Origin of the sequence: Streptomyces sp. NPDC059828 (genome assembly GCF_042731955.1) — a bacterium.
GTDB lineage: Bacteria > Actinomycetota > Actinomycetes > Streptomycetales > Streptomycetaceae > Streptomyces.
This window is the reverse complement of sequence record NZ_JBHWIW010000012.1, coordinates 38215-50625: the sequence shown is the minus strand read 5'-3', so window position 1 is coordinate 50625 and position 12411 is coordinate 38215. Positions and strand designations below refer to the sequence as shown.

The window sequence follows — 12411 nt, the reverse complement described above, 5'->3', positions numbered from 1 at the left end:
ATGGACACCCATCATCAGCTGACGCAGGCGGCCTGACACCTGTATTTAGCCGGGGAACCGGGTACCCCGGCCGCTGGATCCGTCCAGCGGCCGGGGTTGACCACGCCGGGAGACCGGTGGCCCGGGCCTACGCGCCGACGTAGTCCGCCAAGTGCTCGCCCGTGAGGGTGGAGCGGGCCGCGACCAGGTCGGACGGGGGGCCCTCGAAGACGATCCGGCCGCCGTCGTGGCCTGCGCCGGGACCCAGGTCGATGATCCAGTCCGCGTGGGCCATGACCGCCTGGTGGTGCTCGATGACGATCACCGACTTGCCCGAGTCGACCAGCCGGTCGAGCAGGCCGAGCAGCTGCTCGACATCCGCGAGGTGCAGTCCGGTGGTCGGCTCGTCGAGGATGTAGACACCGCCCTTGTCGCCCATGTGCGTGGCCAGCTTGAGCCGCTGCCGCTCGCCGCCGGACAGCGTGGTCAGCGGCTGGCCCAGGCTGAGATAGCCGAGCCCGACGTCCGCGAGCCGTTCGAGGATCTTGTGCGCGGCGGGGGTACGCGCCTCGCCGTCGCCGAAGAACCGCTCGGCGTCCGTCACGGACATCGCGAGCACCTCGCTGATGTCACGGCCGCCGAGGTGGTACTCCAGCACCGAGGGCTGGAACCGCTTCCCCTCGCAGTCCTCGCAGGTCGTGGCGACCCCGGCCATCATCGCCAGGTCGGTGTAGATGACGCCGGCGCCGTTGCAGGTCGGGCAGGCGCCCTCCGAATTGGCGCTGAACAGTGCCGGCTTCACCCCGTTGGTCTTGGCGAACGCCTTGCGGATCGGCTCCAGCAGGCCGGTGTACGTCGCCGGGTTGCTCCGTCGTGAACCGCGGATCGGGGTCTGGTCGACCGACACCACACCCCCGTCGGCGGGAACCGAGCCATGCACGAGTGAGCTCTTGCCCGAGCCCGCCACACCCGTGATCACGGTCAGCACCCCGAGCGGGATGTCGACGTCGACACCCTGGAGGTTGTTCGCCGTCGCGCCCCGGATCTCCAGCGCCGCGGTGGACTTGCGGACCGTCTCCTTGAGGGCCGCCCGGTCGTCGAGATGGCGTCCGGTGATGCTGTCGCCGGCCCGCAGCCCCGCCACGGTGCCTTCGAAGCAGACGGTGCCACCCGCCGTACCGGCGCCGGGGCCGAGGTCGACGACATGGTCCGCGATCGCGATGACCTCGGGCTTGTGCTCCACGACGAGCACCGTGTTGCCCTTGTCCCGCAGCCGCAGCAGCAGCTTGTTCATCCGCTGGATGTCGTGCGGGTGCAGGCCCGTGGTGGGCTCGTCGAAGACGTACGTGACGTCCGTGAGCGAGGAGCCGAGGTGGCGGATCATCTTGACGCGCTGCGCCTCGCCGCCCGACAGCGTGCCCGACGGCCGGTCCAGCGACAGATAGCCGAGGCCGATCTCCACGAACGAGTCGAGGGTTCCGCTCAGCGCCGTGAGCAGCGGGGCGACCGAGGGATCAGCGAGGCCGCGTACCCATTCGGCCAGGTCCCTGATCTCCATCGCGCAGGCGTCGGCGATGCTGATGCCGGCGACCTTCGACGCGCGGGCGCCCTCGGTGAGCCGGGTGCCCTCGCACTCGGGGCAGGTGGTGAAGGTGACGGCCCGCTCCACGAACGCCCGGATGTGCGGCTGCATCGCCTCCTTGTCCTTGGACAGGAACGACTTCTGGATCTTCGGGATCAAGCCCTCGTACGTGAGGTTGACCCCGTTGACCTTCACCTTGGTCGGCTCACGGTAGAGGAAGTCGTGCATCTCCCTCTTGGTGTAGCTGCGGATCGGCTTGTTCGGGTCGAGGAACCCCGACTCTGCGTAGATCCCGACCGTCCACACGTTGTCCGACTTCCAGCCGGGGATGGTGAACGCGCCTTCGGCGATCGACTTGGAGTCGTCGTAGAGCTGGGTGAGGTCGATGTCGGAGACCTTGCCCCGGCCCTCGCAGCACGTGCACATCCCGCCCGTGCGGTTGAACGTCGCCTTCTCCGCCTTGGTCTTCGCGCCGCGCTCAACGGTGATCGCGCCGGTCGCCCGGACCGAGGCGACGTTGAAGGAGTAGGCGCTGGGCGGGCCGATGTGCGGCTGGCCCAGCCGGCTGAAGAGGATGCGCAGCATCGCGTTGGCGTCGGTGACGGTGCCGACCGTGGAACGCGGGTCGGCGCCCAGCCGCTGCTGGTCGACGGTGATCGCGGTCGTCAGCCCGTCGAGTACGTCCACCTCGGGCCGCGCCAGCGTCGGCATGAAGCCCTGCACGAAGGCGCTGTACGTCTCGTTGATCAGCCGCTGCGACTCCGCGGCGATCGTGTCGAACACCAGCGAGCTCTTGCCCGAACCGGAGACCCCGGTGAACACCGTCAGACGGCGCTTCGGGATCTCGATGCTGACGTCCTTGAGGTTGTTCTCGCGTGCGCCGTGCACACGGATCATGTCGTGGCTGTCGGCGGCGTGCAGGGCGTCCGCCTCGGGGGCCTTGCTCATCGTCTCTGTCTCTCCATTTGTCCGGCGATCCGGTTCAGCGGTTCGGTGGTCCAGCGGCCCGGTGTCCCGCAATCGGATTCAGCGGCCCGGTTGTCCGGCCGTCGGTTGTCCGGCCGTCGGTTGTCCGGCGGAACGGCTCAGGGCAGTTCCTGGATGCGGACCATGTTGCCCGCGGGGTCGCGCACGGCGCAGTCCCGGATGCCGTACGGCTGGTCGGTCGGCTCCTGTACGACCTCGGCGTCACTGGCCGCCAGCCGTGCGAAGGTGCCGTCGAGGTCGGCGGTGGCCAGGAGGATGCCCGCGTAGGTGCCCTTGGCCATCATCTCGACGACTGTACGGCGCTCTTCGTCGGTGATGCCGGGGTCGGCGGCCGGGGGCGTCAGGACGATGGAGGTGCCGGGCTGGCCGGCGGGGCCGACGGTGATCCAGCGCATTCCGCCGAATCCGACGTCCTTGCGGACCTCGAAACCGAGGATGTCGCGGTAGAAGCCCAGAGCGGCGTCCGCGTCGTCATGGGGAAGGAAGCTCGCGTGAATGGTGATGTCCATGGAGCTCACGCTAGGCGCGGGGCCGGGGAGGGCGCTTCTCGATTCCTGACCGGTCTCGTCACCTGTTTCGCCACGCAGGACGGAATCCCCGCCACTCCGGCCGTCGCGAGCGCCGCCTGGCGCCGGTAGACACTGGGCGGCACGCCGACCAGTTCGGTGAAGCGGCTGCTGAAGGTGCCGAGCGAGGAACAGCCGACCGCGAAGCAGACCTCGGTGACACTGAGGTCCCCGCGGCGCAGCAGCGCCATCGCCCGCTCGATACGCCGTGTCATGAGGTAGCCGTAGGGCGACTCGCCGTACGCGAGCCGGAACTGGCGGCTGAGGTGCCCGGCCGACATGTTCACACCGCGCGCCAGCGCCTCGACGTCCAGCGGCTGCGCGTACTCCCGGTCCATCCGGTCGCGGACCCGGCGCAGCAGCGCGAGGTCCTTCAGGCGCTGCTGCGCGGGAGTGGGTCTACTGGTCACCTGTGCGATCGTGCCATCTCGCGTCCCGATGCGCAGCGAATGGTTCAGAACGGAAGCGACTGCGGCTGTTCCGAGGAGCCGGGCGGGTAGTAGGGGAGCCGGGGCAGTTGCGGAAGCTGCGGCAGCTGGTCCTCGTGCTTCGGTTGCTGCGGCTGCTGCTGGGGCTCCTGCGGCTGCTCCTGCTGCTCTTCGGGGGACTTCGGTTCAGGAGCCTGCGGTTCCGGAGACTGCGGTTCCGGAGACTGCGGCTCGGGCGACTGCGGTTCTTCCTGCTGCTCGGGCGGCGACTGGGGTTCCTTCTGCTGCTCGGGGTTCAGCTCGGGGTTGTCCTTGGGCTGCTCCTCGGGCTTCTGCTCGGGAGGCTCGTGTGTCCCGGGAGTATCAGGCGTCTCGGATGTCTCAGGCGTCTTGCCGGGCTGCTCCTTGTGCTGCTCCTCCGGGGACTGCTCGTCCTTCAGGACGGGCGGCGACTCTCCCGGAGGCTGACCCTTCGGGGTGGGTATCTCGCGGTCCTCACCGGCCGACTGGTCCCCACTCGGCCGTGCCAGCCATTCCTTGCGCTCGCGGTCGAAGAGCGTGACGGTCTTCATCGGCTTCTCGGCGGGCTTGACCACGACCAGAGCGGCCGGCCGGAACGCGGCCCACTTCTGTCCGGTGTACGTCTTCGTGCCCTTGACGGTCACCGGAGGTGTGAGCGGATTGCCGCTGGCACAGCGGACGCGGGGTACTCCGCGGCTGTCGATCAGGACGGCCGTACCGGCCTGGAGAGTGGCCTGGTAGCTGGAGGCGGCCTTGTTCGCGTAGCCGTGGTTGGTGACCCGGGTGTCCCAGCCCAGCCGGACCGGGGTGAGCGACCGCAGGTAGGAGGGGATCTCGGGCTGGCGGATGCCCAGCACACCGGAGAACGCCTTCCCCCGGTCCGGTTCACGCGTGAGATACGTGATCTGCTTCTCGACATCGCAGCTCGCGGCGTTCTTCGTGCCCCCGTACAACCCCGGGTGCGCACCGTTGACCACGCTGGTGGTGTTGGCGGGCGGGGCCACGGGCTCCACAGCCTCATCGGCCTTTTCGGGGTGGGACGCCGTCGACGGGGTGAAGGGGTCCGTCCCGGACGCGGAGGTGGTCTCGAGGAAGATCTCTCCCTTGGACTTGCCCCCAGTGCCGCCGCCACTGCTGCCACCGCCTTGCAGAACGAAGGCGACGATCACCGCCGCCACAAGGGCCAGCACGGCGCCCAGGTTCACCAGGGCGCTCCGGCTCCGGAGCCGGAGCCGCCGGGCCAGCGGGGCCGACGTGCCAGACGAAGCCGACGTGCCAGACGGAGGCGACGTGCCGGACGGAGGCGACGGGACCGGCACACCCGAGGAAGGCGACGCACCCGGCGCGGACTCGCGGTTCGGCTCCGGAACCGGCTTTCCCGGTTCACTCGCCGACCAGCCGGACAGGGGCCCTGAAGGCGGTCCGGTGGGGCGTTCCGATGGGGGCGGCTGGGAACTCATGGCTCTCTCCCTTTCCCGGTGATCCCGGGTGGTCTCCCTTCCATTAAGCGCCTGCTCCAGAGCCGAGTCACTCCCCGGCATCTCGGGGCTTGACAGACCTCGACCGACAAGAAATCCGATCTTCGTACAACCCTTCGCACCTCGCCCGAGTCTGGATCACCGGTCGCCTTCCCGGCGCCTTTCTCCGTGTCAATGAGGGGCTACCACGTGCATCTGCGCTCCACCGCAGCCGCTGTCCTGTGCGCCGCGACGGTCATCTCCACCGTCGGCATGACTCCGGCCGCGGCGGCCCCGGACGGCGCCACCGCCCCGCTCACCACGCTCAAGGACGACTTCAACGGCGACGGCCGCCCCGATGTCGTGATCAGCGCCCCCGAGGCCACGGTCAACGGCGCCGAGCGGGCGGGCTGCATCACCGCGGTGTATGGCTCGGAGAGCGGTCTGGACCCCGCGAAGGGCACCGTGATCAGCAGGGCGGGCGAGAACATCCCAGGGGAGCCCGTCGCCGACGAGCGCTTCGGTCGGGGGATCCTCACCAGCGGGGACATCGACTCGGACGGCTACGCCGATCTGATCATGGCTCCCGGCTCCGACGCCGGGTTCACGGTGCTGTGGGGCAGTGCGGCAGGTCTGACCAGCGGCACGAAGGTGAGTGACCTCGGCAACCTCGTCCTGTGGACCGCCAGCGGCGACACCGGCGACTTCAACGGGGACGGCCACACCGACATCGCCGTCCCCGCGCACCAGTTCCACACCAGCGGTGGCATCGCGATCATGTACGGCCCGTTCAACCGCGCCAAGGGCTCCTTCGCCTCGACCGCCTTCCGCAGCACCTGGGGCAAGGACAAGTTCAGGACGCAGGACGTGTCCGCCGGTGACGTCAACCACGACGGCAGGACGGATCTCATCGGGTCCGGCCAGGACATGAGCAACCCCTCGCCCGGTCCTTACAGGTCGTTCGTGTACCTGGGCACGTCCGGCACGACCGGCGACTCCGGTGGGCTCACCAAGTCCAGCGAGATCACATGGGGGTACGAGCAGACCCTCGGCGACCTCAACGGCGACGGCTACCAGGACGTCGTCGCCAACATGCACAAGGACGGCTACACGCAGTCGCGTACGGGTGGCTGGATCAACGTGACCTACGGCGGCCCGAAGGGGCTGAGCACCACGCTCAAGCCCAGGAAGTACAGTCAGGCGACCGCGGGTGTGCCGGGTATCGCCGAGAAGAACGACTGGTGGGGCTACGACGTGTCCATAGGCGACACCGACGGGGACGGTTACGGGGACCTCGCCGTGACCGCGCTCAACGAGACCGGAACCGACCCTGCCAAGACCTCCCTCGCCGGTGCGGTGACGATCCTGCGCGGCAGCGCGAGCGGGGTGACCACCGAGGGCGCCGAGGTGATCACCCAGAACACCGCGGGCGTGCCCAGTGCCTCGGAGAACAACGACCACTTCGGCAGTGCCATCCGGCTGGTCGACACCAACGGCGACGGCAGGTCCGAGCTGGTGGCCGGAGGACGTGGCGAGGACGGGTTCACCGGCCGGGCCTGGATTCTGCCGGGCAGCCCAGCAGGAGTCACGGGCAGTGGCTCGGTGAGCTTCAACGGCACCGCGTTCGGCATGCCCAAGGGCCGCGCCTGGTACGGGGCGTACATGAACGGCTGAGCCGTTTCACCCACCGCATCCACCCACGCACGACGCACCGTCCCTGCACCGCACCACCGCTGAACTGCACCACCTCTGAACTGCACGACGCACCACCTCAGAACTGGGGGATCAGATGCGCTACAAGGCGCTCACCGCTGCCGCCGCCTGCGCGGCAACCGTCCTCGGCATCACCGCCCTGGCACCCGCCGCCACCGCGGCGGGCTCCTCGCCGAAGGCCACGGCCAAGCCCGCCGCCCCGGTCGGCGACAAGGCCGCAGCCGCGGCGGACGGCACGGCCGACTTCAACGGCGACGGCTACCCGGACCTCGCCATCGGCGCGCACACCGCGCCCGCGGGCGCCGTCAAGCGCGCCGGTGTCGTCACCATCGCCTACGGTTCCCCCACCGGTCTGCGGTACGAGACCGCCTCGGTGATCAGCAAGGCCACTCCCGGGGTCCCCGGTGACCCCGTCGAGGACGAGCGGTGGCGCGAGGTGAGGGGCCACGGCGACCTGGACGGCGACGGGTACGACGACCTGGTCGTCCGCTGGGTCGAGAAGAACATGGTGCTCTGGGGCGGCAAGGACGGCATCACCGGCACCGCGACGGCCATGCCCACCGGCAGCTACACCGCCAGTGACCCGAAGCTGCTCGGCGGCGGCTTCGGGGTGGGCGACGTCAACGGCGACGGTGTCGACGACTTCGTCAGCCGCAGCAACCACGGACTGGGATACGGCCCCAGCGTGCTGCTCGGCCCGATCAACAGGACGACGGGCAAGCCGGCGGGTGTGTGGACCCGGGACACCGATGAGCTGGACAAGGTCGGCACCTCCGAACTCTACGTCGGGGACACGACGGGCGACGGCATCGACGACGTCGTCGTCAGTGGCGGTGTGCCGCTCGGGAGCGGAGCGACCAGCGGAGTCGTGCTGAAGGGCTCCGCCAAGGGCCTGGTCAAGGGTTCGGCGTTCAACGGGCCGTACCAGCTCTTCACCGACACCCGCTCGGCCTTCGGCGACCTGAACAAGGACGGCCGCCAGGACCTGGTCACGGCCTACCCGGAGCAGAACAAGATCTACGTGGCCTACGGCAGCCCAGACGGCCTCGCCAACGGCCGTTCGTACACCCAGTCCAGCAGCGGCGTCCCCGGCATCGACGAGGCCGGCGACCAGTTCGGCTCGGCGGTGGCCGTCGGCGACACCGACAACGACGGCTACGACGACGTCGTCATCGGTGCGTCCTACGAGACCGGATCCGACCCGGCCACCACCGCGAAGTCGGGCGCGATCACCGTGCTGCGCGGCAGCGCGTCCGGGCTCACCACCAGCGGCGCCGCCTCGTTCACCCAGAACGCCGCGGGCATCCCCAGCACCTCGGAGAACAACGACTACTTCGGTGCCGCGCTGGCCCTGACCGACACCGACAAGAACGGAAGCGCCGAACTGTACGTGGGCGGTAACGGCGAGGACGGCTTCAAGGGCCGGGTCTGGAAGCTCCAGACCGGTGCCGGCGTCACCGGCGCCGGTGCCACCAGCTTCGACCTGACCGCCCTCGGCGGTCCGGCCGTCGGCGGCAACTTCGGCTACCGCATCTCCGGCTGACACCTCACGCGGTATCGCGGCTCACGGTGATCACGGCTTTGCCTCGTGCATTGCCCTGCTCCAGGGAGCGGATCACCTCGGGGACCTCGCTCAGCGGGTGCGTCCGGTCGACGACCGGACGCACCTTTCCCGCCTCGACGAGGTCGCGCAGGACCTCCAGGTCCTCCAGCCGCTCGGCTGCGATCAGCCCGCGCAGCCGTCGGCCGGTGAAGGGCGACAGCAGGACCGCCCGCAGCGCGCGGTCCGTACCACCGAGCCAGCGGCCACGGCCCTCGCTGCCGACGATGACGAGAGTCCCGCGGGGAGCGAGGGCGCGGCGCAGCCGGGTCAGCGACCGGTGGCCAGCGGTGTCCACGATCAGGTCGTAGCGGCGCCCGCCGGCGAAGTCCTCGCGGGTGTAGTCGATGACCTCGTCCGCGCCGATCGACCGCACCAGTTCCGTCTTGCCGGTGCTGCACACACCGGTGACGACCGCCCCGTACGCCTTCGCGATCTGCACCGCGTACGTCCCCACGCCACCCGCCGCGCCGATCACCAGCACCTGCTGCCCCGGCCGCACCCGACCCACGTCGCGTACGGCCTGGAGTGCCGTGACCCCGGAGATGGGGATGGCCGCCGACTCCTCGATCCCGAGGTTCGCGGGCTTCGCCAGGAACCGGTCCTCGGGCCCCCGCGCGTACTCGGCGAAGGAAGCCTCGCAGAAGCCGAACACCTCGTCGCCGGGACGGAACCGGGTCACCTCGCCGCCCACGGCCTCGACCATGCCCGCGACCTCCCGGCCCCTGACCCGCTCCCTGGGTGCGCGCAGGCCGTAGCCCATGAGGCGCACCAGGTAGGGCCGTCCCCGCATCAGATGCCAGACGCCCGCGTCGACGGCGGCGGCACGTACCCGTATGAGCACGTCTCTTTCCCCGGCCGACGGCGTGGCGGGTTTCTCGATGTCTCTGATCTCCAGCACGTCGCAGGAGCCGTACACGTCCTGAACGATGGCTTTCATGGTGCCTCTCCTGCACTGTCGGGGTACTGGAACACCTCGTCGAGCGGCACGCCGAACACCCCGGCGATCTGGAAAGCCAGCTCGAGTGAGGGCGAGTAGCGTCCTTTCTCGATCGCGATGAGGGTCTGGCGGGTCACTCCGATCCGTTCGGCGAGCTCCACCTGCGTCATCTCGCCGTGGGCGAAGCGCAGGGCACGGATCGAGTTGGTGACACGAGTCGGTTTCACCACGGCTGGAAGCCCCGTCGGTAGGCGGCGATCTTCGCCATGGAGCCAAGCACCGCCGACAGCACGAAGGCCAGGTAGATCGTGTTCGCGATCCAGAACTGGTCCACCTCGGCCATCGCCAGGACGAGCGCCGCGACGGCACCGAGCACCAGGAACGACTGTCCGGTGTACTCGCCGAACCGGTGGATCTCCCGGTCACGCTGGTCCTTCGTACGGGCCTCCCGCGGCGAGACGAGCGCCGCCCCGATGCTGAGTGCGATCGAGGCGACGATCGAGCCGCCGACGGTCCACAGCAATGCCGGCACGTACTCCACGTCGGCGAGAGGTGTGTGCTCCGCGCGCCCCATGATCAGGGCCAGGTAGACGGCGTACGCGGCGATCGCGACCACCCCCAGGATCCAGGCGCGTTTCTCCTCGATGGCCATTCCTGTGTCCTCCCATGGAGCCGATGTCAAAGAAACCTGACATCAGGAAGGTAAGAGGAAGCGGACATCAAGTCAAGGATTCTTTACATTGCACCGAGAGTCGCACCACAGCCTCACTTCGCACGAGCAACGCCGCCGGAGCAGCCCCGGACGTCGCCGCACCACGTCCGGTTCCCGCCCCACCCGCCTCACTTCCGGCCTGTCACGTGACATCACTCACGCAGACCCACCGCACTAGGACGACCGGTAGTAGATGGCGTAGGGACGACATAAGGACATTTGTCCGTCTTGACCCGCACCCGTCTCGCGCCGTCTTCGATCACAATCGGCAGACTCGGCGCTTTCGCCCGTTTGGCGGCCGCACGGGTGATTCTGACGGGGCGACAGGTTCTCGCAGGAGCCTCTCCCCGCGGGCCAGCACGCCCGTACGCCCCTGGCAAGAGCCGTCGAACCCTACGAGCCGGGGTAGTACAAGCACTCGTTGCCCTGCGCTGGCGGCGCTTCTAACAATGGCGACCGCAAAGGCGTCCCCGCAGCTCAGGCACAGGTTCCGTGCCCGGGGCTGACCGCTCACAGGGACGCTCCGCGCACACGAGTGAGGTCACACATGAGCAAGCACCGCAGGAAGACGTACTACCGGAAGATAACGATCGCGGCCGTCGCAGTGGCGGCGGTAGGTGTGCCCTCAGCCGCCATGGCGTGCATGGATCAGCAGGACAGCCAGCAGCAGGGCCAGGAAGGCCGGTGGCAGGGCCACCGCGGCGACTGGAAGAACGCCGCTTCCGACCAGCGGTGGGACTGGGACGGTTCCCACAAGAAGTGGTGGGACGACCGGAAGAGCCAGGAGTCGGCCACCCCGTCGGCCGAGGCCTCCGAGGCGGCGAGCACGCCGAAGCCCACCGAGCCCGCCGCAAAGCCCGCCAAGAAGCCCGCGGCCGCCAAGCCCGCCGCGAAGCCGACCACCGCGAAGCCCAGCGCCTCGAAGCCGGCCTCCCCGAAGCCGGCGACCACCACCTCCAAGCCGGCCGCCCCGGCTTCCGGTGACGTCGCCCGCATCGTGGCCCTCGTCAACGCCGAACGCAGCAAGGCCGGCTGCTCCCCGGTGAAGCTGAACGCGACGCTGAGCAAGGCCGCCCAGGCCCACAGCGAGGACATGGCCTCCCACAAGAACATGTCCCACACCGGCTCCGACGGCTCGGACCCGGGCACCCGGATCACGCGCGCCGGTTACGACTGGAGCACCTACGGCGAGAACGTCGCCTACGGATACGACTCCCCCGAGAGCGTCATGGCGGGCTGGATGGACAGCCCCGGCCACAAGGCCAACATCCTCAACTGCGAGTTCAAGGAGATCGGCGTGGGCCTCGCCCAGCCGAACCACTACTGGACCCAGGACTTCGGCACGGCCCGCTGACCGTGTGACCTCGGTGCGCAAGGCCCCGGCTCCTGACGGCCGGGGCCTTCGCCGTGCATACGGCTCAGCTGCCCGGTGCCTGATCCTGCGTGCCGCCGAACGCCTCCAGGATCCGCTCCGCCGCCAGAGTGGCCGTCAGCTCGCCGTCACGCACCTGCCGCTCCAGGCCGGGCGCGAGGGAGCGTACGAGCGGGTGGGAGCGCAGACGGCCGAGAAGCTCGTCCTGGACCATGCTCCAGGCCCACTCCACCTGCTGGTCACGGCGCTTGGCGGCGAGTCTGCCACCTGCGTCCAGGAGGGCGCGGTGCTGTTCGAGGCGGTCCCAGACGGTGTCGAGGCCGGTGGACTCGCGGGCACTGCAGCTCAGCACCGGAGGGGTCCAGGCGGCGTCCACCGGGTGCATCAGGCGCAGTGCGCCGGCGAGTTCGCGGGCGGCGGCGCGGGCATCGCGTTCGTGGGGGCCGTCGGCCTTGTTGACCGCGATGACGTCGGCCAGTTCCAGGACGCCCTTCTTGATGCCCTGGAGCTGGTCGCCGGTGCGGGCGAGGCTGAGCAGCAGGAAGGAGTCGACCATGCCCGCGACCGTGGTCTCGGACTGTCCGACGCCCACGGTCTCCACCAGCACCACGTCGTAGCCCGCCGCCTCCATCACGACCATGGACTCCCTGGTCGCCTTGGCGACCCCACCGAGCGTGCCCGCGCTGGGGGAGGGACGGACGAAGGCCGCAGGGTCCACCGCGAGGCGTTCCATGCGGGTCTTGTCGCCGAGGATCGAGCCGCCGGTGCGGGTGGACGAGGGGTCGACGGCCAGCACCGCGACCCGGTGGCCCAAGCCGGTGAGCATCGTGCCGAAGGCGTCGATGAAGGTGGACTTGCCGACTCCGGGCACTCCGCTGATGCCGATCCGCCGTGCCTCGCCGGTGTGCGGCAGCAGTTCGGTCAGCAGCCGCTGGGCGAGTGCGCGGTGATCGGGCCGGGTGGACTCGACGAGAGTGATCGCGCGGGCGATCCACGCCCGCTTCCCGTCGAGTACACCCTTCACATAGCTGTCGATGTCGATGGGCATACGCCG

General features: G+C 69.5%; 11 protein-coding genes. 3 read left to right on the top strand and 8 right to left on the bottom strand.

Features of this window, described 5'->3' with window-relative positions; genetic code table 11:
- Window positions 1-127: 127 nt before the first annotated feature.
- The 4 genes from ACFV6V_RS10310 to ACFV6V_RS10295 form a co-directional block, all read right to left on the bottom strand.
- Entirely contained in the window at window positions 128-2509 is a 2382-nt protein-coding gene (locus tag ACFV6V_RS10310) for an ATP-binding cassette domain-containing protein (RefSeq protein WP_385561919.1), read from the bottom strand.
- A 137-nt stretch (window positions 2510-2646) separates the two neighbouring features.
- Window positions 2647-3057 carry a VOC family protein gene (locus ACFV6V_RS10305; RefSeq protein WP_385561917.1) on the bottom strand — a complete coding sequence of 137 codons (411 nt, stop codon included), beginning with the start codon at window positions 3055-3057 and terminating at the stop codon, window positions 2647-2649.
- Between the two features lie 5 nt (window positions 3058-3062).
- The gene (locus tag ACFV6V_RS10300; RefSeq protein ID WP_361280862.1) at window positions 3063-3524 is read right to left on the bottom strand and encodes a helix-turn-helix transcriptional regulator; all 462 of its coding nucleotides are present in this window, start codon (window positions 3522-3524) and stop codon (window positions 3063-3065) included.
- A gap of 44 nt (window positions 3525-3568) precedes the next feature.
- Window positions 3569-4768 carry a DUF6777 domain-containing protein gene (locus tag ACFV6V_RS10295; protein ID WP_385561914.1) on the bottom strand — a complete coding sequence of 400 codons (1200 nt, stop codon included), beginning with the start codon at window positions 4766-4768 and terminating at the stop codon, window positions 3569-3571.
- 462 nt (window positions 4769-5230) lie between these two features.
- Between ACFV6V_RS10295 and ACFV6V_RS10290 the strand changes: the two genes are divergently transcribed.
- Both ACFV6V_RS10290 and ACFV6V_RS10285 read left to right on the top strand, forming a co-directional pair.
- Entirely contained in the window at window positions 5231-6694 is a 1464-nt protein-coding gene (locus ACFV6V_RS10290; RefSeq protein ID WP_385561911.1) for an FG-GAP repeat domain-containing protein, read from the top strand.
- Window positions 6695-6809: 115 nt separating this feature from the next.
- Complete coding sequence (locus tag ACFV6V_RS10285) at window positions 6810-8276, top strand: FG-GAP-like repeat-containing protein (RefSeq protein ID WP_385561908.1); 1467 nt, start codon at window positions 6810-6812, stop codon at window positions 8274-8276.
- A gap of 4 nt (window positions 8277-8280) precedes the next feature.
- On the opposite strand, the gene ACFV6V_RS10280 is transcribed toward ACFV6V_RS10285, so the two are convergent.
- Genes ACFV6V_RS10280 through ACFV6V_RS10270 form a run of 3 tightly spaced genes read right to left on the bottom strand, consistent with a single transcriptional unit; the run spans window position 8281 to window position 9925 of the window.
- Complete coding sequence (locus ACFV6V_RS10280) at window positions 8281-9273, bottom strand: NAD(P)-dependent alcohol dehydrogenase (protein WP_385561905.1); 993 nt, start codon at window positions 9271-9273, stop codon at window positions 8281-8283.
- A complete protein-coding gene (locus tag ACFV6V_RS10275) occupies window positions 9270-9503 on the bottom strand; it encodes a helix-turn-helix transcriptional regulator (protein WP_385561903.1) in 234 nt (77 codons plus the stop codon). Before ACFV6V_RS10275 ends, ACFV6V_RS10280 begins: the two co-directional genes overlap by 4 nt.
- Window positions 9497-9925: a hypothetical protein gene (locus ACFV6V_RS10270; RefSeq protein WP_385561900.1), complete on the bottom strand. Its 429-nt coding sequence runs from the start codon at window positions 9923-9925 to the stop codon at window positions 9497-9499. The genes ACFV6V_RS10275 and ACFV6V_RS10270 overlap by 7 nt, the downstream gene beginning before the upstream one ends.
- 607 nt (window positions 9926-10532) lie before the next feature.
- Here ACFV6V_RS10270 and ACFV6V_RS10265 point away from each other — a divergent pair.
- Window positions 10533-11339, top strand: a complete 807-nt coding sequence (locus ACFV6V_RS10265; RefSeq protein WP_385561897.1) for a CAP domain-containing protein — start codon at window positions 10533-10535, stop codon at window positions 11337-11339.
- A gap of 64 nt (window positions 11340-11403) precedes the next feature.
- On the opposite strand, the gene meaB is transcribed toward ACFV6V_RS10265, so the two are convergent.
- Window positions 11404-12405, bottom strand: a complete 1002-nt coding sequence (gene meaB, locus ACFV6V_RS10260; RefSeq protein WP_385561894.1) for a methylmalonyl Co-A mutase-associated GTPase MeaB — start codon at window positions 12403-12405, stop codon at window positions 11404-11406.
- Window positions 12406-12411: the final 6 nt, after the last annotated feature.